The organism is Massilia sp. H6 (genome assembly GCF_024802625.1).
Classification (GTDB): Bacteria; Pseudomonadota; Gammaproteobacteria; order Burkholderiales; family Burkholderiaceae_D; genus Telluria.
Window position 1 is genome coordinate 1,644,528 of sequence record NZ_CP103371.1, and the last position, 21,153, is coordinate 1,665,680.

16 protein-coding genes are annotated in these 21,153 nt (G+C 65.9%); all 16 read left to right on the forward strand.

The genetic code is table 11. The annotated features are described in order from the left end of the window. Window positions 1-27 precede the first annotated feature (27 nt). The 16 genes from NRS07_RS07340 (at window position 28) to NRS07_RS07415 (ending at window position 21,142) form a co-directional block, all read left to right on the forward strand. Window positions 28-1,410, forward strand: coding sequence for an undecaprenyl-phosphate glucose phosphotransferase (locus tag NRS07_RS07340; RefSeq protein WP_259212176.1), 1,383 nt, complete (start codon window positions 28-30; stop codon window positions 1,408-1,410). A gap of 393 nt (window positions 1,411-1,803) precedes the next feature. Beyond that, the gene (locus NRS07_RS07345; protein ID WP_259212177.1) at window positions 1,804-2,928 is read left to right on the forward strand and encodes a GDP-L-fucose synthase; all 1,125 of its coding nucleotides are present in this window, start codon (window positions 1,804-1,806) and stop codon (window positions 2,926-2,928) included. Window positions 2,929-2,976: 48 nt separating this feature from the next. Next, window positions 2,977-4,002, forward strand: coding sequence for an EpsD family peptidyl-prolyl cis-trans isomerase (locus tag NRS07_RS07350; protein ID WP_307729940.1), 1,026 nt, complete (start codon window positions 2,977-2,979; stop codon window positions 4,000-4,002). A gap of 68 nt (window positions 4,003-4,070) precedes the next feature. Next, window positions 4,071-4,859, forward strand: coding sequence for a polysaccharide export protein EpsE (gene epsE, locus NRS07_RS07355; RefSeq protein WP_259212179.1), 789 nt, complete (start codon window positions 4,071-4,073; stop codon window positions 4,857-4,859). 92 nt (window positions 4,860-4,951) lie between these two features. Next, a complete protein-coding gene (epsF, locus tag NRS07_RS07360) occupies window positions 4,952-6,355 on the forward strand; it encodes a chain length determinant protein EpsF (protein ID WP_259212180.1) in 1,404 nt (467 codons plus the stop codon). 50 nt (window positions 6,356-6,405) lie between these two features. Further along, the gene (gene epsG / locus NRS07_RS07365) at window positions 6,406-7,275 is read left to right on the forward strand and encodes a chain length determinant protein tyrosine kinase EpsG (RefSeq protein ID WP_259212181.1); all 870 of its coding nucleotides are present in this window, start codon (window positions 6,406-6,408) and stop codon (window positions 7,273-7,275) included. A gap of 1 nt (window position 7,276) precedes the next feature. Beyond that, complete coding sequence (gene xrtB / locus NRS07_RS07370; RefSeq protein WP_259212182.1) at window positions 7,277-8,278, forward strand: exosortase B; 1,002 nt, start codon at window positions 7,277-7,279, stop codon at window positions 8,276-8,278. Continuing rightward, window positions 8,275-8,967, forward strand: coding sequence for an exosortase-associated protein EpsI, B-type (gene epsI, locus NRS07_RS07375; protein WP_259212183.1), 693 nt, complete (start codon window positions 8,275-8,277; stop codon window positions 8,965-8,967). Before xrtB ends, epsI begins: the two co-directional genes overlap by 4 nt. Before the next feature lie 19 nt (window positions 8,968-8,986). Then, entirely contained in the window at window positions 8,987-10,441 is a 1,455-nt protein-coding gene (locus tag NRS07_RS07380; RefSeq protein WP_259212184.1) for an O-antigen ligase, read from the forward strand. After that, a complete protein-coding gene (locus NRS07_RS07385; protein ID WP_259212185.1) occupies window positions 10,441-11,988 on the forward strand; it encodes an oligosaccharide flippase family protein in 1,548 nt (515 codons plus the stop codon). Before NRS07_RS07380 ends, NRS07_RS07385 begins: the two co-directional genes overlap by 1 nt. Window position 11,989: 1 nt before the next feature. Then, on the forward strand, window positions 11,990-13,228 hold the full coding sequence (locus NRS07_RS07390) for a glycosyltransferase family 4 protein (RefSeq protein ID WP_259212186.1): 1,239 nt from the start codon (window positions 11,990-11,992) through the stop codon (window positions 13,226-13,228). Then, the gene (locus NRS07_RS07395; RefSeq protein WP_259212187.1) at window positions 13,218-14,000 is read left to right on the forward strand and encodes a glycosyltransferase family 2 protein; all 783 of its coding nucleotides are present in this window, start codon (window positions 13,218-13,220) and stop codon (window positions 13,998-14,000) included. Before NRS07_RS07390 ends, NRS07_RS07395 begins: the two co-directional genes overlap by 11 nt. A gap of 264 nt (window positions 14,001-14,264) precedes the next feature. Then, window positions 14,265-16,499 carry a heparinase II/III family protein gene (locus tag NRS07_RS07400; protein ID WP_259212188.1) on the forward strand — a complete coding sequence of 745 codons (2,235 nt, stop codon included), beginning with the start codon at window positions 14,265-14,267 and terminating at the stop codon, window positions 16,497-16,499. Between the two features lie 192 nt (window positions 16,500-16,691). Then, window positions 16,692-17,933 (forward strand): glycosyltransferase, encoded by a 1,242-nt coding sequence (locus NRS07_RS07405; RefSeq protein WP_259212189.1) that lies wholly within the window; start codon window positions 16,692-16,694, stop codon window positions 17,931-17,933. A gap of 99 nt (window positions 17,934-18,032) precedes the next feature. Further along, window positions 18,033-19,169, forward strand: a complete 1,137-nt coding sequence (locus NRS07_RS07410; RefSeq protein ID WP_259212190.1) for a glycosyltransferase — start codon at window positions 18,033-18,035, stop codon at window positions 19,167-19,169. Then, a complete protein-coding gene (locus NRS07_RS07415; protein WP_259212192.1) occupies window positions 19,166-21,142 on the forward strand; it encodes an alginate lyase family protein in 1,977 nt (658 codons plus the stop codon). The genes NRS07_RS07410 and NRS07_RS07415 overlap by 4 nt, the downstream gene beginning before the upstream one ends. Window positions 21,143-21,153 lie beyond the last annotated feature (11 nt).

Sequence of the window (21,153 nt, forward strand, 5' to 3'; positions counted from 1 at the left end):
CGCCACACAGACGGGGCCAGGCGCGTCATGACGGTTAACGATGTTCCGATCATCTCGTTCTTCCAGCGCGTGCTCGATCCGTTGATCATCATGGGAACCCTGTACTTGGCAACCATGTACTACGGGGAACCGTTTTCGGGGTATTCGCTGGTACTGATGATCCTGGCCTTCTTCATTTCGTCCGCGGTCTACCAGCACGTCGATCCCTACCGCACCTGGCGCAGTGGCCGCATGCTGGCCTACGCGCGCGATACCATCTTCGGCTGGTGCCTGACGATCGCGGTGCTGTACTTCCTGGGCTCGGCCAGCGGGCTGAAATATTTCTACGACGAGCGGGTGCTGCTGGCGTGGATCATCGCGACCCCGCTCACCATCCTGGCCAGCCATCTGGCGGTGCGCCAGGCCACCGGCAGCCGCGACTGTTCGCGCGAAGTGCGCTCGGTCGTGGTGGTCGGCGCCAACGAGGTCGGCCTCAAGTTTGCCAGGGTGTGCGAGCGCCACCCCAATCTGTTCATGGACGTAAAGGGTTTCTTCGAAGACCGCGGCCACGGGCGCCGCCCGGCCATCCTGGCTTATCCGCTGCTGGGCGGCATGGCCGACATCTGCGCCTACGTGCGCGAACACCACATCAAGATGATCTTCATCAGCCAGCCGATCTCGGCCCAGCCGCGCATCCGCAGGCTGATCGACGAGCTGAAAGACACCACCGCTTCGGTGTATTTTCTGCCCGACGTCTACGTGTTTGACCTGATGCAGGCGCGTTTCGACACCGTCGGTGGCATGCCGGTGATCGCGATCAGCGAAACGCCATTCATGGGCTTTAACAGCGTCATCAAGCGCGGCAGCGACATCGTGATCGGCGGCATCATCCTGCTGCTGCTGGCGCCGCTGATGGCGGTCACCGCGCTCGCAGTCAAGCTGACCTCGCCCGGACCGGTGATTTTCCGGCAACGCCGCTATGGCCTGTATGGCGAGGAGATCTACGTCTACAAATTCCGCTCGATGAACGTCACCGAGGATGGCGCCGATGTCGTTCAGGCCAGCAAGAATGACGGCCGCGTGACCCGCATCGGCAGCTTCCTGCGCCGTACCTCGCTCGACGAATTGCCGCAGTTTTTCAATGTGCTGCAGGGGCGCATGAGCCTGGTCGGACCGCGCCCGCATGCGGTGGCTCACAACGAGCAATACCGCAAGCTGATCAAGGGTTACATGCTGCGCCACAAGGTACGTCCGGGCATCACCGGCTGGGCCCAGGTCAACGGCCTGCGCGGAGAAACCGCCACCCTCGACAAGATGGAAGCGCGCATTCAGTACGACCTCGACTACCTGCGCAACTGGTCGCTATGGCTGGACCTGTGGATCATCCTGAAAACCGTCAAGGTGGTGCTCAAGCGCGAAAATGCGCATTGAGCCGGGCTGAACGCTTGGGCTGGCCGCAAGCAGGGGCAGGTTTGAAGGTTTGACGAAAATCAATCAAATCTAGTCAAGGTGCTGGCATTTTTCATCCAACGTACAGTAAGTTGAAAAACGCAACGATTCGCTTAATGACGCCTTAAAAAGCATGCGCACAATTGGCCATGTCCTTGCACGGCCAGGCAGCTTGCGTAGAATTGTTAATGAACTTGCAACTTGCTGTGCCCGCTTGCTGATGCGAACAAGGTAGGCAACAAGATGAAAACGGCAGTTGTTAGCGGCGTCACTGGCCAGAATGGGTTTTGGCCGGGGCAGGGGGGCGACGAATGCGGGAGCCAGAAGCTGCTCGCAGTCGATCCGCAGTGTTTGCCTGCACTTTCACGGGAGGTCATGTTGAACCATTCGACGCCAGGCTGGCAGTGCGGCCAGCAGCCTACCGAGCCCCGCATCTATGTCGCCGGCCATCGCGGCCTGGTGGGCTCGGCCATCGTGCGCGTTTTGCGCGCCCAGGGACGGACCGATATCGTTACACGCAGCCACCACGAACTGGAGCTCACCGACCAGGCCCAGGTGCGCGAATTCTTCCATCGTGAAGCGATCGACCAGGTCTACCTGGCCGCGGCCAAGGTAGGCGGCATCCACGCCAATAACACGTATCCAGCAGAATTTATATACGACAACATGATGGTCCAGGCCAATGTGGTGCACGAGGCCTGGAAGGCGGGTGTGCGCAAGCTTCTGTTTCTCGGATCCTCGTGCATCTATCCGCGCCTGGCCGCCCAGCCGATCCGCGAAGAATCGCTCATGAACGGCATACTCGAGCCAACCAACGAACCCTATGCGATGGCCAAGATCGCCGGCATCAAGCTATGCGAGAGCTTCAACCGCCAGTACGGCACCGACTACCGCAGCGTGATGCCGACCAACCTGTACGGTCCGGGCGACAACTACCACCCAGAAAACAGCCACGTGATCCCGGCGCTGCTACGCCGCTTCCACGAGGCGGTGAGCGCCAATGCGGCCGAGGTTGTGATCTGGGGTAGTGGCAAGCCCATGCGTGAATTCCTGTACGTGGACGACATGGCCACTGCCAGTGTCTTTGTCATGAACCTGGCGCACGCGCAGTACGCCGCCAATACCGACCCGATGCACTCGCACATCAATGTCGGCACCGGCGAAGATGTCACCATCGCCGAGCTGGCCCGGCTGGTCGGTGAAACCGTCGGCTACCGGGGCCGCATCGTGTTCGACGCCAGCAAGCCGGACGGCACCCCACGCAAGCTGCTCGACGTCTCGAAGCTGGCTGCACTGGGCTGGCGCGCCTCGACCGCGCTGCCCGATGGACTGCGCCGCACCTATGACGCCTTCCTGGCCGTGCAGGGGCAACAAGGCGCCGCGCCGCAGGCAAGTCCAGTCGACCCCGCCCACGGCCCGGCACTGTCGCCATCCGCCGCGGAATGCGCGCGGCCCGTTCGGCAAATCAGCGCGGTGTCGGCTGACACATCTGGCTTGTAAATCAAGACAACCGGCGGGCAGTCGCCCGCCGCCAACATCGAGGAAATTATGTTGAACATCTTTCATTTTGCCGCGCCGCTTGCATCGCCTGTCAGGCCACGGGGCCTGCTGTCCGCCGCTGCGCTGCTGCTGGCCGGGGCGGCCCTGGCTGGCTGCGGTGACGACCGGGCCAAGCAAGCCAAGCCGGGCCAGGCACTGGCCAGTGTCAACGGCGAAGAAATCACCGTACTGCAGTTGAACGAAGAAATGCAGCGCGCCGGCCTGCCTGCCGCCCAGCAGGCCGTTGCCAGCAAACAGATCCTGCAGGCGCTGATCGACCGCGAGCTGCTCGAAGACGAGGCGGCCAAGGGAAAGATCGACCGCGACCCCAAGGTGATGCAAGCCATCGAGCGCGCGCGGTCGCTGATCATCGCCCAGGCCTACTTGCAAAAGCGGTTGGGCGAACCGGTGCGCCCGACCCAGGCCGAAGTCGAAGACTATTTCAATAAGAATCCGCAGTTCTTTGCCCAGCGCAAGCAGTTCATCATGAACGAGCTGATCCTGGCTGGCGCCGACCTGACCCCGGAAGTGCGCGCCGCTGCCGATGCTGCCCGGTCGCTCGAAGAAGTCGCGGTCTTGCTCGATGCGCGCAACATCAAGTACGGCCGCGCCCAGGTCACCCGCAGCACCGCCGACCTCAACCCCCAGCTCTCCGGCAAGCTGCTGGCCATGCCCAAGGGCCAGTTGTTTGTCGTAAAAGAGGGCGAGCGGGCGATGCTGATCTCGATCGCGGAGGTACGCGACGCACCGGTCACGCTGGCGGTGGCGGCTCCCCAGATCGGCCAGTTCTTGACGAACAGAAAGAACAAGGAGCTGGCCGCTGCCGAGATCCAGCGCCTGCGCGCCAGCGCCAGGATCGATTACCTGAACAAGGACTACGCCCCTGACGCCAGCACGCCAGGCGCCACCGCTGCGGCAAACGGGGCGCCGGCCACGCCGCGGGTAGTGCCGGTGGCCGCGACCGAAGCGGCGCCAGCGGCCACAGCGGGCGTCGACAAGGGCGCGTTCGACAAGGGCGTAGCCGGTCTTGAATAGCCCAGCGTCACGCAGTGTTGGCGCAGGTTCGGCGCAGGTTTCTATCACCCGGCAAGAAAGGAGCAATCATGAAACGATTCATCAAGTGGGCGGTGGCCACGGCGCTGGTCCTGGGCATGGGAATTGCCAGCGCCGCCGAAGTGCTGCTGGGGCCGGGCGACGTGGTCAAGCTGTCGGTCTATGGCAGTCCGGATTTGTCGCTCGAGACGCGTGTCAGCGAGACCGGCAACATCACTTTCCCACTGCTGGGTCAGGTTGCCGTCGGCGGCCTGCCGGTGGCGGCGGCCGAGAAGAAGATCGGCGAGCTGCTCGAGAAAGGCGGCTATCTCAAGAAGGCCCAGGTCAACATGCTGGTCACTACCCTGGCAAGCCAGCAGGTGTCGGTGCTGGGCTATGTCAACCGGCCGGGCCGCTATGCGGTGGACGGGCGCCGCAAGGTACTGGATGTGCTGGCGATGGCGGGCGGCATCCATGGCGATGGCGGCGACCTCATCAACCTGGTCCGGACCCGCAACGGCAGCACCACGCGCGCGACCATCGACGTAATCGACATGGTGCGCAAAGGCGAACTGGACAACGATGTCGAAGTCGCCGGCGGCGACATCATCTATGTCGAGCGCGCCCCGCGCGCCTATGTCACCGGCGAGGTGGCCCGTCCGGGACCGTTCCGCCTTGAACGCGGCATGACCGTCCAGCAGGCTGTTTCGGCCGGGGGCGGCCTGAGCCTGCGTGGCAGTAACAACGGCATCAAGATCACCCGCCGCGACGCCAGCGGCAACCCGGTGACGATCAATGTCAAGGCCAGCGACCCGGTTCAGGTCGACGATGTGATTGTCGTCCGTGAAAGCTGGTTCTAAGCCGATGCCGATGAAAATGCCGCTGCGCGTCCCGGACGCGGGCGCGCCCGTTTAGCCCACCGCTGCAAGGCAACCGATGCAAAGGCAAGGCCATGAACCTTCATCAATTCTTGTTGATCCTTCTTGCCCGGAAAAAAATTATCCTGTCGACGCTGCTGGTGACGGTTCTGCTGGCCCTGGGATGGAGCCTGGTGCAGCAAAAGACCTACACAGCCAGCGCTTCGGTGCTGCTGAACTACAAGGGCGTGGACCCGGTCAGCGGCCTGACCATGCCCGGCAACCTGATGCCGGGCTATATGGCGACCCAGATCGATATCATCAGCAGCAAGAACGTGGCGCTACGGGTGGTCGATGCGCTGCGCCTGGCGTCGAGCCCAGCCGTGCAGGCGCAGTGGCGCGAAGCCAGCGAGGGCAAGGGCTCGGTGCACGACTGGCTGGCCGACCTGCTGCTGAAAAAGCTCGCGATCAAGCCCTCGCGCGAATCGAGCGTGGTCGAGATCAGCTTCAAGGGCGCCGATCCGGCCTTCGCCGCGGCGGTGGCCAATACCTTTGCCGACGAATACCAGAAGATCAGCGTCCAGCTCAAGACCGAGCCTGCCAAGAAAGCTTCGTCCTATTTCAACGAGCAAACCAGGCAGTTGCGCGACAACGTCGAGGCGGCGCAGGCGCGCCTGTCCAAATACCAGCAAGACAAGGGCATCGTCAGCCTTGACAACAACCGGGTCGATGTCGAGCTGTCGCGCCTGAACGACCTGTCGGCCCAGCTCGTCGCCGCCCAGGCCCAGGCGATGGAAGCGAACTCGCGCGAGCACAACGCCACCGGACTGGGCTCGGCCGACGTCGCCAACAATGCCCTGATCCAGAACCTGCGCGTGAGCCTGGCCAGCGGCGAAGCCAAGCTGGCCGAAGCGGCCTCGCGCTACGGTCGTAACCACCCGGTCTACCAGGCGGCCAGCGCCGAAGTCGGCAAGATGCGCTCGGAACTTGCGTCCGCCGTCGGCAGCGTCACCCGCAGCGTCGGCTCCAGCGCCGAAGTGTACCGCCAGCGCGAAGCCCAGCTGCGCGCCGCACTGGCCGCGCAAAAGACCCGCGTGCTCGAACTGAACCGCACCCGCGACGAACTCGGGGTCATGCTCAAAGACCTCGACAGCGCCCAGCGTGCCTTCGATTCGGCCAGCCAGCGCTTCTCCCAGACCCGCATCGAGGCCCAGTCCGAGCAGTCCGATATCTCGATCCTGAACCCGGCGGTGGCGCCGGCCGAGCCCTCAGGCCCGCGCGTGCTGCTCAATACCCTGGTGTCGATCTTGCTGGGCACCATCCTCGGCGTCGGCCTGGCCTTGTTGCTCGAGCTGCTCAAGCGTCCAGTGCGTTGCGCTGGCGATGTGCGCGACATGCTCGGCATCCCGGTGCTCGGCAGCGTCGAGTGGCGGCCCGCGCGTCCACGCAAGGGTATCCGCGCCCTGATGGCGCCGCGCCGGCTGCTGCGCCTGCATTGAAGCCCTTGCCGCCAATACAGCAAGCACAACCAGGACCCCAAGGACCGATCATGAATTCTTCCGTGCTATCCGCTTTGCCGCTGGGCTCCGCCGCCGAATCGCGGATGGGGGCGCTGCTGCTCGACGCAGGCAAGCTCAGCCCCGAAGACGCCGAACGCGTGTTACGCATGCAGAAAGATCTGGGGATCCGCTTCGGCGAGGCCGCCTTGCGCCTGGGCCTGGTGAGCGAAGAAGACATCCAGCAGGTGCTGGCGCGCCAGTTCTCCTATCCCTATCTGCAGAAAGGCCAGGCCAACCTGTCGCCCAGGCTGGTGGCGGCCTACGAACCGTTCTCGCCCCAGGTCGAGTCGCTGCGCGCCATCCGCAGCCAGCTGATGCTGCGCTGGTTTGCACGCGGCCGCCGCGCACTGGCCATCTGCGCTGTCACTCCCGAAGATGGTTGCAGCCTGTTCGCGGCCAACCTGGCGGTGGTGTTCTCGCAACTCGGCGAGCACACGCTGCTGGTCGACGCCAACCTGCGCAGCCCGCGCCAGCACGACATGTTCGGCATGAAGCCACGCCAGGGCTTGTCCGACCTGCTGGCCGGCCGCGCCGATCTTGACGTCATCGCGCGGGTACCGGCCTTTCTCGACCTGTCGCTGTTGCCTGCGGGTACCTTGCCGCCCAATCCCCAGGAATTGCTGGCGCGCGAAGGTTTCCGCAACCTCAACACCCAGCTCGAATCCCGCTACGATGTGGTGCTGTACGACCTGCCGCCGTTCGCGGCCGGGGCCGACGCACTGGCCGCGGCCGGGCGCGCCGGCGGTGTGCTGCTGGTGGCCTGCAAGCACCGCACCCACATCGCCAGCATCGGCCGCATGGCCGAGCAAATGGCCGAATCCGGCGCCGAAGTGGTCGGCTCGGTGGTGGTGGAGTTCTGAGATGGACAGCGCAGCCCCTGGCATCGGCAGGGCCCGGCAGGCAGCCGACGCGCCTGGTGCCCATCGGGGCGCGCTGCGCGAATGGTGGCCCATCTATGCTGGCCTGGCGATCCTGTTCGTGCCTACCTTCCACCGGCTGTTCACCGGCGCCTGGATCGGCGAGGAGCAGGGTCATGGTCCGATTATCTTCTTGCTGGCGCTCTGGTTAATCTGGCGCAAGTGGCCGCAAGCAAGCGCTGCGGCCACACCGCCGGCGTCGAGCTGGATCGGCTGGCCGGTGCTGGCGGTGGGCCTCGTCCTGCACCTGCTGGGGCGCTCGCAGAACATCCTCATGTTCGAGGTCGGCTCGATCCTGGCCGTGATGGCAGCCATCGTGCTGCTCAAGTTCGGAGGCAAGACGCTGGGGGTGCTGTGGTTTCCGTTCTTTTTCATGCTGTTCATGGTGCCACTGCCGGGCGAGCTGGTGGCGGCCGTGACCATGCCAATGAAGATGGCGGTGTCCTGGGCCACCGAGGCCATCCTGTTCGGCCTCGGCTACCCGATCTCGCGCTCCGGCGTGGTGCTGCAGATCGGCCAGTACCAGCTGCTGGTGGCCGATGCCTGCGCCGGCCTGCAGACCCTGCTGACCCTGGAAGCACTCGGGCTGTTCTACCTCAATCTGATGCGCCATCCATCGGCCTTTCGCAATATCGGGTTGGCGATCCTGATCATTCCGATTTCGTTTGCGGCCAACGTGATCCGCGTGATCACCCTGACCTTGATTACCTATTATTTCGGCGATGCCGCAGGGCAGGGCTTCCTGCACGGCTTTGCCGGCATGGTGCTGTTCGTCACCGCGCTGATGCTGATCCTGGCGGTCGACTCGGGCCTGCAGTGGTGGATCGGGCGGCGCGCGGCGCATCACGGTGACAAGGGCGGCGGCGCGGGCGGCGCGGGCGGCGAGGGCGGCCAGCGCGGCCTGCGCAAGGCCGGCCGCAGGCCGTCGATCAAGGAAGCCACATGAACCGCCGGCTCGCCATCAGCCTGTTGCTGGGTGCGGCCATGGCCGGCACCTCGGCCCTGACCGTGGCGCTCACGCCCAGGGCGCGCGTGCCGCAGCCCCACGAACGCTTCAGCCTGGAGCAAATGATCCCGGCGCGCTTCGGCGACTGGCAAATCGACCCCTCGGTGGTGCCGCTGGCCCCGGACCCGGAGCAGCAGGGCATGCTCGAGAAAATCTACGACCAGACCCTGTCGCGCACCTATGTCAACGGCGACGGGCAGCGCGTGATGCTGTCGATTGCCTATGGCGGCGACCAGAGCAAATCGCTGCAGCTGCACCTGCCCGAAGTCTGCTACGTGGCCCAGGGCTTCCGCATGATCGAGCACAGCGATGGCGCGCTGCCGACCCGCTTTGGCGCCGTGCCGGTCAAGCGCCTGGTTGCGCTCCTGCACGAGCGCAATGAACCGATCACCTACTGGATCACGATTGGCGAACACGCCACCAAGGCTGGCCTGCAGCAGAAACTGCGCAAGCTCGCCTATGGCCTGTCGGGCGAGATCCCGGACGGCATGCTGGTGCGCATCTCGACCATCCACGCCGACGCAGCCAAAGCCTACCGGGTGCATGACCGCTTCGTGATGGACATGCTCAGCGTGATGGCGCCGCGCGACCGCACCCGCCTGATCGGCGCGGGCCAGGCGCAAGGCTAGGCAGGACCAGGGGGCGCCAATGGACGAGATCCTTCCGTATATCTATTATTCGCTGCCCTGGGCCTTCATGATGCTGCTCTCGGTGGCCGCGGTTGCCGTTATCGGCATCGGGCTGGCGTGGCCACGTTTCCTGGTCTATCCCTATCTGGCCGTGTATTTCTGCATCAATTCCACCAGCTACGGCAGCCTGTCGGTGTTTTCCAGCAGTACCATCTATAGCCGCGGCTCCGGGCTGCTGTTGTTCGGCTTGCTGCTGTGGTACCTGCTCGGTGCCTGGGCCTGCGCGCGCGTGGCCGCTGCCTTCCAGCGCTACCCGGCGCCGGAATGCAATCTGCGTCCCTGGTTCTGGGGCTGGTTTGTCCTGCTCGCCGCCCATGCCGCCGTGGGCATGGTGTCCGGTGTCACGCTGCGCCAGTCGCTGTCGCCGCAAGGGTTCTCGAACATCGTCTGGATGGCGCCACTGGTTTCGCTGATCCTGCTGTCCTTCCGCACCCGCGAGCAGGTCCAGGAACTGTGTCAGTTCATCTTGCTGGTCGGCCTGGGGCGCGCGCTGTTCGGCTTGGGGCGATGGGCCGCGTTCGGGGGCGACCCCAATAACATCTACGCGAACATGAACGCGATCAAGATCCGCCTGACCTATTTCGACATCAACGACAGCCTGGTGTGCACGCTCGCGTTCGCCATTGCGGCGGTTAACCTGTTCCAGAGGCACAAGAGCGAGCGCCCGCCGTTCTGGCGCGGTATCGAATGGATGACCCTGGTCTCGACCGCGTTGTGCATCGTGTTGTCCTACCGCCGCAGCGCCTGGATCGGCTTCGTGCTGGCCTTCCTGGTCATCATGATGCGCTTCCCGCTCCGGCGCCGGATCCAGCTCATGGTGGCCGGCGCGCCGCTGGTCGGTGCGGCCCTGGCCTATGCCGGCATGCAGCGCCTGGCCCAGACCAAGGGCGTGACCGGCGGCCTGTCGAGCCTGGTCTACGACATGCAGTCGCGCCGCTTCGGGCCCGAGGGTGGGCGGGTGCTCGAACTCAAGCTCGCCATCGCCGATTTCCTGGCGCAGCCGCTCACGGGCATTGGTTCCTGGGGCCGCTACACTGGCTACCAGGCCATCTCTTGGCAGAACAATCCGGACGGCGGCCTGTTTCTGCACAGCGGCGTGCTGCACATCGCGCTCAAGAGCGGGCTGCTGGGCGTTGCGCTGCTAACCGGCACTGGCCTTGCCTTCGCCATGTTTGCCCGCCGCGCGCTGGCGAGCTTGCCGCCGGAATTGCTCGGCATCGGCACTGCCGGCGTGGCCGGAATGGCCTTCATGATTCCCGACCTGCTGATCGGCACGCCGTTCCCGCAAGTGCGTACCACCCAGATGCTGGCCATCTGCCTGGCCCTGCCTTACCTGGCAATGGCCGTGAGCAAGACCGCCCCGAGCGCGGCACGCCGTCCGGTGCCGCCGGCTGCGCGGCTGGTACCGGCCTGATGGAGCCGCACGCGCCCCCGCAGCTTTCCCTCAACCTGGTGCGCAACGCCTGGTCCAACCTGCTGGGGGCGGCGATCCCTGCGCTGGTGATGCTGGCCACGGTGCCGTTGGTGGTGAAGGGACTGGGCCAGGCCGGCTTTGGTGTCTATGCGCTGGTGACGGCCATCGTCGGCTATTTTGCGGTCATCGACATCAACCTCACCGCCGGTTCGGTCAAGTACATCGCCGAGCACCGTGCGCGCGGCGACCACGACCAGGTCGTCGAAACACTGTCCTTCGGCCTGCTGATCTATGCCGCGCTGGGCTTGCTCGGCGCGCTCGGCCTCTTGCTCACAGCGCGCTGGCTCATTACCGCTGTATTCGCGGTACCGCCCGCCCTGGAGCCCGAGGCCGTCTCCACCCTGCGGCTGGCCGCAGTCGGCTTTGTCGCCGGCCAGCTCCAGGTGTATCTCAACAGTGTGCCGCAATCGCTGATGCGCTACGATATTTCTGCCCGGGTCGAGATGGTGTTCGGCACCCTGGTGCCGCTGGCCAGCGTCGGCGTTCTGCTGCTCGGTCATGGCCTGTTTGAACTGGTGCTGCTGCGCGTTGCGGCCAGCAGCGTCCACTGCCTGGTGCTGTGGCGCGCGATCCTGCGCCTGCTGCCGGGCTTTCGCTGGCGCTGGCCGCGCGCGCGCGTGCGCGCCGAGCTGCTGAGCTTTTCGGCCTATTCCTGCATGGCGCGATTGGCCACGCTGTCCTATGTCCATGCCGACAAGCTGATCATTGGCGCGCTGGCCGGCGTTAGCGCGCTGGCCTATTTCACGGTAGCGGCGACGCTTGCCAACCGGGTGCTCGGCTTGAGTTTCCGCTTGTCGGGCGTGCTGTTTCCTGCGGCCAGCGCGCTGGCCGCGTCCGGAGAACTGGTGCGCCTCGATCGGCTCTACCTGAAAGCCACGCGCTACGTGGTGTACCTGAATGCCGCGATCCTGGTGCTGGTGGCGGTTTTTGCCTACCAGATTTTGCTCTACTGGATGAACGAGGATTTCGCCCGCCACGGGGCGCTGGTGCTGGCCGTGATGGCGTTGGCGCAGTTCGTCGATTCGCTCACCAGCCTGCCTTCGCTGGTCAACGACGGCATGGGGCATCCGCGCGTCTCCGGCTTGTTCGCCATGGCGAGGGCGCTGGCCGGCCTGGGCATCGTGTATGCCGGCGTGGCCGCCTGGGGCATCGATGGCGCGGCCTGGGGCCACTTGCTCGGCTCGCTAGTATTTACCACTGGCTTTCTCGCCTTTGTACATGGGCGCACCGTGCCCACCCGGCTCGGCCGGCTGCTGGGGCAGGGCTATGCGCCGGGCTTGCTCGGGGTGCTGCTGGTGGCGCTGGCCGCCACCGCGGCCAAGCATTGGTTCGACCCGCAAGCCTGGAATGTCGTGTTTATCTTGGGCAGTACCGTGCTGCTGCTGGCGCTGCACGGCGCGCTGTTCGTGCTCGAACGCGACGACCGGCGGCTGGCCTGGGCCTGCCTCAAGGCGTGCTGGACGCGTTACCCGGCAGCGGGGGGCTGACATGAAAATCCTGATGGTTTCCGAAGATGTGCCGGGCGTGCAGCTTGGCGGCCTGGCCCGGCATGTAGTGACGCTGGCCAATGCCCTGCTCGAGACCGGGCACGAGGTCGACCTGATGGGACGCTCGGACCGGGCCCATGCCGGTAGCGCGGCCGAGATCGGCTTCGACGGCCGTTTCATCCCCGGCTTCGAGCTGCGCCGGATTGGCTGGAAAGAGGCCCAGCTCGGCTTCTTCAACCCTGCCAAGCGCCCGTGGTTTGCCGCCAGGATCGCACGCGCCCTGGCGCGCCGTGCGCAACACTACGACGTCGTCCACTACCATGGCCACCTGCCGATGATCGGCCATTATGTCGACCCGGCGCTCAATTTCATCCAGACCCGCCACGACCAGGGCAGCGAGTGCATGACCCATCTGCGTTTCAAGGACGGCGCCGTATGCACCGATACCTCGAACCGCGCCTGCGCCGGCTGCGCCCACCCGGCGCCGGGGCTGCTGCGCACGATGTTGTCAGGCCAGGCGGTGGCGCGCTACCGCGGCGAGGCCGCAAGCGCCTTCGCGCGCCACAAGACCATCTTCGTGTCCGACTTCCTGCGCCGGCAGTTCTTGCGCACGCTGCCCGGTGCCGACCTGTCGCGCGCGCGCGTGATCCATAACTTCATCGACGTGCGCAAGCTGGCCGCCGCAGCCCACCCTTCGGGCACGGGCGGCGCCGAGGTCCGCAGCGCGCGCCAGGGCCAGGTGCTGGTGGCCGGGCGCATCGATACCGGCAAGGGCTTCGCCGAATTCCTTGCTGCCGCGCGCGGGTGCCTGCCGCCCGAAACCCGGGTGCTGGTGGTCGGCGACGGCCCGTTGCGCGCCCGGCTCGAAGCCCGGCATGCGAGCGAACAGGTGCGCTTCCTCGGCTGGCAGCCAAATTCGGCCGTGGCGGCACTGACGGCCGCCAGCCACGTCTGCGTCGTGCCTTCACTATGGGAAGAACCCTGCGGCACGACCATCCTCGAAGCGCTGGCACTGGGCCGCCCCTGCCTGGCGCTGGCGCGCGGCGGCACGCCGGAACTCACCGCCTACGCATCCGTTCCTGGCCAGCTGATCCTGGCCGACTCGATGCAGGGCCTGGTGAGGCTGCTGGCGGGCGCACTGGCGCGCCCGGCCCCAGCCCCGGCCGAGCCCGGCGCGGCCAGTGCCGCAATGGACGTTTTCCAGGTCCTGCCCACCATCGTGGACTTCTATGCACACTGAACCGACATTTTCCATCGTCACCTGCACCTGGAACAGCGCCGCCACGCTGGCCGACACCCTGGCCTCGCTACAGTCGCAGACTTGCCAGGACTACGAGCACATCTTCGTGGACGGCGGCTCCACCGACGCCACCCTGGCATTGATTGCCGCTTACCCGGCCAACAAGCGTGTTCTGCGCGACATCAAGGGCGGCATCAGCCGGGCCATGAACCAGGGCATCGCAGCGGCCCGCGGCGATATCGTCGCCCACCTGCATTCAGACGACTATTACGCGGGGCCCGAGGTGCTGGCCATCGTCAAGCATGCCTTCGACGAGGCGTGCCTGGCCGGCAAGCCGCTTGACTGGGTCTACGGCAACATTCTGATACGCAAGGACGGCGAGTTGGCGCCCCCCTATGCAATGCCGGCTTACTCCTACCGCGCCCTGGTGTCGGGTCGCAGCGCGATTGCCCACCCGGCGGCCTTTGTACGCAGGGCCGCGTTCGAGCGGGTCGGCCTGTTCGACGAGACGCTCAGGTACGCAATGGACATCGACTTGTGGCTGCGCCTGGGCGCGACGGCGCAGCCAGCCATGATCGACCGGCCGCTGGCGGTGTTTCGCGACCATGCCGGCAGCGTCTCGTCGGCCAACCGGCTCCAGGCGCGCCAGGAAGAATTCCGCGTGCGCCGGCGGTATATGCACAAGGCGCCGCTGGCGTTCGGTATTTACTGTTTGCGTTACCTGAAGCGGCTGCGCGCGTTGCGGGTGCAGGGGGGCAGTGCAGTAGGATAGCAAGTTGACAGTCTTGTCCTGTCGTCTTTTCAGGCATTCAAGACCGTTAAATGCCTGCAAATAATATTCGGGAAAACCGGGTTTTGGTCGTTGTATTTCTGCATGGCAAGAGAAAAAGGAATGATTTCTTTGGGAAAGTTGCCGGTGTTCAAATTCCTGTGGAGTAATATAAATCTCGTCAGGTAAGCCTTTCACTCGACAGGCAGCTCACAGGAGTTGCCGGCGCGGCGCAAGAAAGTCAGATTTTTTTCTCGGAGTTCCTTCATGCAATTTCATCCAAAGAGCCTTCTCTGGGCCGCTGCATTCGCCTCGCTGTGCGCGAGCATGGGCGCCCGTGCCGACTGGGCGCAATCGACCGATCCCCTGGTGATCCAGGCCAAGCCCGAGCTGAGCCAGGTGCAGGCCCAGAATCCACCGGGTTTCACCTGGTCACGCCATGCCACCGGCCCGGCCAGCTACGAAATCGAGATCACCCCGGTCGGCGGCATGCCGAGCCGGGTCGTGGTGGAGCGTAACTGGCACCTGCCAACCAAGGCCCTGGCCCTGGGGAACTACACCTGGCGCGTGCGCCCGGTTGGCACGGCTGACTGGTCGAATCCGCGCACATTCTCGATCACCAGCAAGTCGGTCGCATTCGAAGTGCCCGACAACGCCACCGTGCGCAACCGCATCCTGGCCAAGGCGCGTCCGCGTTCGCTGCCAGCCTCGGTGACCCCGTTCTCGACCTGGAACACGGCCAAGCGAGCGGACCTGGAGCCCTACCTGAGCCGCCTGGGCAACGAAGTCAAGTCGCAGGTCACGGCGGTGCCGGCGCTGTCGGACTCGCGCTGGTCGGTCCTGATCAGCAGCCCGCTCACCGCTGCCATGGCGGCCCAGCAGACCGACGTGCGCCAGCGCATCAATGAAGCCACGCGCCAGCTCGAGGCGGCAGCGCTGATGTACCGCATCAAGGGCGAAGCGATCTTCCTGGCCGAAGCGCTCAAGCGCGGCGACCAGCTGGCCGCGCTCGATCCAAACGGTCCGACCAGCTATGTCAACCAGGACCAGGCCACGCGCCAGATTGCCTGGGGCTTAATCAAGGGCATCGACTTGCTCGGCAGCGCGCTCGACGCAAACCGCAAGGCGCAGTGGCTGGCCGCGGTCAAGACCCGTACCACCGTCATCTACAACAGCCTGGCCGGCAACAATGGGCGCCTGGACCAGTTCCCGTTCGATTCGCACGGCAACACCAGCCTGGTCTTCCTGGTCCTGATCTCGAGCCTGTCGCTGGGCGACATCCCGGACGCCCAGAAGTGGTTCGATTTCTCGTTCCGCGCGTATGCCCTCAGCCCGAACCCATGGAGCGGCCCGGAAGGCGGCTATGCCAACGGTACCGCCTACGCCGAATACGCGGCGGCCTACCTGCTGGCGCTGTGGGACCCGCTCTCGCACGCCAGTGGCGTCAATTTCTTTGGCAAGCCATGGACGCTGGGCTTTCTCGACTTCGCGATGGAATTCATACCGCCTGGCGCCAGGGTGCACGCCTTTGGCGACGCCTCCGAAACCAGGCCCGATCCGCGCGTGTTCCGCGCCTTCGCTTCGCGCATGTGGTCCCCGCGCGCGGCCTGGTTCGTCAAGAACACCACCGGCCTGGAAGACGCGATGTCGCTGCTGTCGGCCCAGTACCCGCTGCCGGTCACCGACACCAAGGTCTACCAGGCGCCGTCGAACTCGGCCTACTACCCGAGCATCGGCTGGGTCGCGATGCACAGCGACCTGGCGGCCAACTCGCGCATCTCGACCTTCTTCAAGTCCAGCCCCTACGGTTCGTTCAACCACAGCCACGGCGACCAGAACGGCTTGCTGCTGTCAAGCGCGGGCCAGCCACTGCTGGTCAAGGCCGGCTGGTACGACTGGTACGGTTCGCCATACTGGAGCGACTGGTACCACCAGACCCGCTCGCAAAATGCGATCACCTTCGACGGCGGCAAGGGCCAGCTGGTGAACGGCTACCGTGAGCAATTGCAACGCAACGGCAAGATCACCGCTTTCACCGCGCAGCCGACCTATGACTACACCGAAGGCGATGCCACCCCGGCCTATGGTGGCCAGCTGAGCATGGCCAGGCGCCAGGTCTGGCACCTGCGCAGCGCCGCCAATGCGGTGCTGGTGCGCGACCGCCTGGCCAGCAGCGTGGCGCGTACCTACGAGTGGAACATGCATACCCCTGCCATCATGACAGTGGAAAATCCGCTGAACGTCAAGGTAACCGCCGGTGGCCAGATGCTGTGCGTGCGCTCGCTCAACACGGGCGCTACCTTCGCCAAGTGGATCGGTCCCGCCGCCAAGGCCAACGTGGTGGAAGACCACGGCGCCTTCTACCTCAAGAGCGAGGCCAACGCCATCGCCGAATACCTGGTGCTGCTCGACGTCGGCTGCCTGCGTCCGACCGTCACCATGGGCATGTCCGGCTCGGTGCGCACGGTGTCCGTCGGCGGCCAGACCGTGACGCTGAACTAGTTCCTGTCCGCGCTTTCGCACGATCCCCGCAGCCCGTGCCGCGGGGATCGTTGGGTACCCGAATGGCACCGCCGCTGCCTTGCCATGCGATTGACGCGCTTGTGTTGTAGCGCATAGACCTGCTGCGTTGCGAAGCATGCGCGGCGCCGGCCGCGCTAGAATCGACGCTTCGGCCCATCCACCTTCGCGACCATGCGCAAGCCGCTGTCGATTGCCTATATTGTCCGCGATCCCTTGCCGCCGGCGCGGGCCGACGTGCTGACCTTGTTCGGCGAGGAAATGCCGCGTCACGGGATCGGCAGCGAGATCGTCGGCCAGGCAGGCGGCGACAGCTCGGCGCCCACCGCCTGGCCGGCCGGCGCCGTGCACATGGTGGGCAGCCTGGGGTCGCGCTACGCCGCCATCCTGTCGCCACTGTGGGACCTGCGCGGCCTGCTGCGGGCCCGGCGCCGCGCGCGCCCCGATTGCATCCAGGTGCGCGACAAGATCGCTTCCGGGCTGTTGGGGCGACTTGCCGCCGCGCTGCTGGGCCTGCCCTTTGTTTACTGGATGTCGTTTCCGATCGTGGAAGGCTTCGAGGTGCGGCGCGACCAGATCCGCCGCCAGCGGGGATGGCGGCGCGCGCTGGCCTGGTGCGCCCACGCCGCGCGCGCGCGCGCGTCGCGCTTCGTCCTGTACCGGCTGGTATTGCCGGGCGCCTGCCATGTCTTCGTGCAGAGCCAGGCCATGAAAGCCTGGCTGGCGGGCCAGGGTATCGATCCGGCGCGCATGACCGCGGTACCGATGGGTGTCGACGCTACGCTGTTCGACCGCGCCACCCTCACTCCCAGCGCAGACCCGCGCCTGGAGGGCCGCCGGGTACTGATCTACCTGGGGCGGATCGCGCTGACGCGCCGTTCCGACTTCCTGCTCGAGGTGGTGGCGGAACTTGCCCGCAGCGTGCCCTCCATCCTCCTGGTGATCGCCGGCGACGCCGCCTCGCATGACGACATGGCCTGGATGCGCGCCGAGATCGCCCGTCGCGGGCTGGCCGACCACGTCCTGCTGACCGGATGGCTGGCGCAACGCGCCGCGCTGGCCTATGCGGTGCGGGCCGAAGTCGCGCTGTCGCCGATTCCGCGCGGGGGCCTGTTCGACGTGTCGTCGCCCACCAAGCTGGTCGAATACCTGGCGCTTGGCATTCCCAGCGTGGCCAACGACATCCCCGACCAGCAGCTGGTCATCGATGAAAGCGGTGCCGGGCTATGCGTGCCGATGGAGACGGCGGCGTTCGCGCAGGCGGTGCGGCGCCTGCTGGACGACCCGGCATTGTCCAGTGCATTGGCGCGGCGCGGGCCGGTCTATGTCAGGCGCCACCGGACCTATGCTATCCTCGGCGAAATAGTTGCAGAAACGTACACAAAAATCCTGGTCCAGCAGGAGCCCCCGGCATAGTCTGGTTCGGGAGCCGCGAATGGTGCGCTTCCCGGAAGTAACCTTGTTGTACGATTCGTAAAATTTATATTCTGCAAACATTCTGCGAAGACCGACGGCATGCAGCCCGACCCAGCGCAAGCAGCGACAGCAGATCTACGCACGGGCAGTGCGCCACGGGTACTGATGCTCGGTACCGACCCGGGTGGACGTGGCGGTGTCGCGACGGTGGTGTCGCTGCTGCGCCAGGAGGGCTTGTTCGAGCGTGAAGGCGTGCGCTATGTGGCGACCCATGCGCAGGGCTCGCGCCTGGCCAGGGCCGGCACGGCGCTGCTGGGACTGGGGCGCACGCTGGGCTGGCTGGCAGGGCGGCGCGTGCGGCGCCCGAACATCATGCATGCGCATGTCGCCTCCAACGGCAGTTTCGTGCGCAAGTCGGTGCTGCTGGCGCTAGGGCGGGCAGCCGGTTGCAAGACGGTGTTTCACCTGCACGGCGCCTGTTTCGACGGCTTCGCCGGGCGTGCCAGCCCGCTCATGCGGCGCTGGATTTGCCATACGCTGGAAAGCAGTTCGGTCGTGATTGCCCTGTCGAGCCGTTGGGCCGGCTTGGTGCGCGGGATCGCGCCGCGCGCCGCGGTCGTGGTGATTCCGAATTCGGTACCGTTGCCCCCAAGGGCGACCGAGCCGGAAGAGCCGGGGCGGATCCTGTTTCTCGGGGAAATCGGGCCGCGCAAGGGCATCTACGACCTGGTCGAGGCGCTGGCGCTGCTGCGCACGCGCTTTCCGCAGGTGCAGCTGGCGATCGGCGGCCAGGGGGCGATGCACGAATTGCGGCGCCGTGCGGATCTCTGCCAAGTGGCCGACCGGATCGACGAGCTGGGCTGGGTGGACGCCGGGAACAAGGCGCACCAACTGGCGCGCGCGGCAATTTTTTGCCTGCCCTCGCATGCCGAAGGCTTGCCGATGGCCATGCTCGAGGCGATGGCGGCGGGCAAGGCAGTCGTCGTCACGGGCGTGGGTGGCATGCCCGATGCGGTGCGCGATGGCGTCAACGGCATGCTGGTGCCGCCGGGCGACGTACAGGCGCTGGCCGCGGCCCTGGCGCGCCTGCTGGAAAATGAACAGGAAAGGCAGCGCCTGGGCGAACGGGCCCGCGCCACCATCGAACAAGAATTTGCGTCCGGCGTGGTGATCGGACGGCTATCAGAAGTCTACGAGCAACTGCGCAGCGCCAGGGCGCGCCGGAGGGGTCGATGAACGCAACAGTGAGAATAGGGTGGCTGGTCAACCGGCTGCGCTGCATGTCGGTGGCCGAACTGGGCTACCGGGTGCGCCAGGCCGCCGCGACCCAGCTAGGACGGCGCCGGGCCGGCCGCGGCGCGCCGGCGCCGCTGCCGCGTGCGCTGACGCTGCGGGTGCACGGCGCGCCCGCGCTCGATGCGGCGCAGATCGAGGCCCTGCTGCTTGACGCCGAACGCATCTGCGCCGGACAGGTCGTGCTGTTTGCCGGGCGCCCCTGCGACGTTGGGGTGCCCACTGCCTGGAACCGCGACCCCGAGACCGGCGTGCTGGGCCCGGCGATCTATGCCGGCGACATCGCCATTGGCGAGCGCGAGCAGGTCGGCGACATCAAGCATGTGTGGGAACTGAACCGCCACCTGCACCTGGTGCGCCTGGCCCAGGCCTGGGCCGTGAGCGGCGAGGTGCGCTGGCTGCACGCGATCGAGCAGCAACTGCGCAGCTGGCTCGACCAATGTCCGCCGCTGACCGGGCCCAACTGGACCAGCCCGCTCGAACTGGGCATTCGCCTGATCAACTGGAGCCTGCTGTGGCAGCTCGTGGGCGGCGAGGCCAGCCGCCTGTTCGCCGGCGAGTCCGGCCAGGCGCTGCGCGCCGACTGGCTCGACAGCATCCATGCCCATTGCAGTACCATCGCGCGCCACCGGTCGCGTCATTCGTCGGCCAACAATCACCTGATCGGCGAGCTGGCCGGCCTGTACGTGGGCGCCAGCACCTGGCCGTGCTGGAAAGAGTCGGCTGCGTGGGCAGGCAGTGCCCGCCGCGAGCTCGAGTCCGAAGCCGTGGCGCAGTTTTCGCGCGACGGCGTCAACCGCGAGCAGGCCTTTGCCTATCACATTTTTTCGAGCGAATTCCTGTTCGTGGCCGGCCTGTTCGGCCAGGCCAGCGGCAATCCGTTCCCGCGCCCTTACTGGGCCGCGCTGCAGCGCGCGCTGCGCTTCCTGCGCTCGGTGCGCGATGTCGGTGGCAATGTGCCGGCGGTGGGCGACGCCGACGACGGCTGCGTGTTCCGGCTCGATACCGGCGCCGGCGAGCGCGCGGCCCAGCTGCTGGCGCTGGGCGCGGCGCTCTGCAGCGCAGTAGCTGACCCGGCGGGCGTTACCCATCCGGGCGTGCGCTGGCTGCTGCATGCGCTGCCCGGCAAGCGCCCCGACTGCGACCCGCACCAGGTTGATACCGGCTGGGCCTTTCCGGACGGCGGCTACCTGCTGTTCGGCAATCATTTCGGTGAGCCGAACGAGATCAAGGGCATGCTCGACTGCGGTCCGCTCGGCTACCTCGGGATTGCCGCCCACGGCCACGCCGATGCGCTGTCCATGACCCTGTCGGTGGGCGGCGAGCCATGCCTGGTCGATCCCGGTACTTATTCGTACTGGCAAGCACCCAAGTGGCGCGACTATTTTCGTGGTACGTCGGCCCACAATACCGTCCGCATCGACGGGCAGGACCAATCGGTCAGCGGTGGACGCTTCATGTGGCTGCGCAAGGCACAGGCGACGATCGAACGCATGCCGAGTTCGCCGCATGATTTCGACTTCCGCGGCTCGCACGACGGGTATACCCGGCTGCCGGACCCGGTACGCCATGTGCGCAGCCTGCGTTTCGACGGCGCCGCCAATACCTTGACGGTGCGCGACGAAGTGGCGGCGCGCAAGGGGCACAAGGTCGAGCTGTTCTGGCATTTCGCGCCAGAACTCGACGTGCGCCTTACCAGTCAGGGGCTGTCGGTGCGCGGCCAGCGCTTCGTGCTGCAGATGCAGGCGGGCGGCAGCGATTTGCAGCTGGAACTGGTACGCGGGGCCGAAAATCCGCCGCTCGGATGGTATTCGGACAGCTATGAATCGAAGCGGCCGTGCGAAGTGCTCAGGATCACTACCATATCGTCCGCCGTTCCAGTCGAATGCAGGTTTACAATAACGTTTTTGCATTAACAAAATTCATT

Coding starts and splice junctions, on each gene's coding strand:
- NRS07_RS07340 (WP_259212176.1), top strand. CDS start 28: ATGACGGTTAACGATGTTCCGATCATCTCGTTCTTCCAGCGCGTGCTC.
- NRS07_RS07345 (WP_259212177.1), top strand. CDS start 1,804: ATGTTGAACCATTCGACGCCAGGCTGGCAGTGCGGCCAGCAGCCTACC.
- NRS07_RS07350 (WP_307729940.1), top strand. CDS start 2,977: ATGTTGAACATCTTTCATTTTGCCGCGCCGCTTGCATCGCCTGTCAGG.
- epsE (WP_259212179.1), top strand. CDS start 4,071: ATGAAACGATTCATCAAGTGGGCGGTGGCCACGGCGCTGGTCCTGGGC.
- epsF (WP_259212180.1), top strand. CDS start 4,952: ATGAACCTTCATCAATTCTTGTTGATCCTTCTTGCCCGGAAAAAAATT.
- epsG (WP_259212181.1), top strand. CDS start 6,406: ATGAATTCTTCCGTGCTATCCGCTTTGCCGCTGGGCTCCGCCGCCGAA.
- xrtB (WP_259212182.1), top strand. CDS start 7,277: ATGGACAGCGCAGCCCCTGGCATCGGCAGGGCCCGGCAGGCAGCCGAC.
- epsI (WP_259212183.1), top strand. CDS start 8,275: ATGAACCGCCGGCTCGCCATCAGCCTGTTGCTGGGTGCGGCCATGGCC.
- NRS07_RS07380 (WP_259212184.1), top strand. CDS start 8,987: ATGGACGAGATCCTTCCGTATATCTATTATTCGCTGCCCTGGGCCTTC.
- NRS07_RS07385 (WP_259212185.1), top strand. CDS start 10,441: ATGGAGCCGCACGCGCCCCCGCAGCTTTCCCTCAACCTGGTGCGCAAC.
- NRS07_RS07390 (WP_259212186.1), top strand. CDS start 11,990: ATGAAAATCCTGATGGTTTCCGAAGATGTGCCGGGCGTGCAGCTTGGC.
- NRS07_RS07395 (WP_259212187.1), top strand. CDS start 13,218: ATGCACACTGAACCGACATTTTCCATCGTCACCTGCACCTGGAACAGC.
- NRS07_RS07400 (WP_259212188.1), top strand. CDS start 14,265: ATGCAATTTCATCCAAAGAGCCTTCTCTGGGCCGCTGCATTCGCCTCG.
- NRS07_RS07405 (WP_259212189.1), top strand. CDS start 16,692: ATGCGCAAGCCGCTGTCGATTGCCTATATTGTCCGCGATCCCTTGCCG.
- NRS07_RS07410 (WP_259212190.1), top strand. CDS start 18,033: ATGCAGCCCGACCCAGCGCAAGCAGCGACAGCAGATCTACGCACGGGC.
- NRS07_RS07415 (WP_259212192.1), top strand. CDS start 19,166: ATGAACGCAACAGTGAGAATAGGGTGGCTGGTCAACCGGCTGCGCTGC.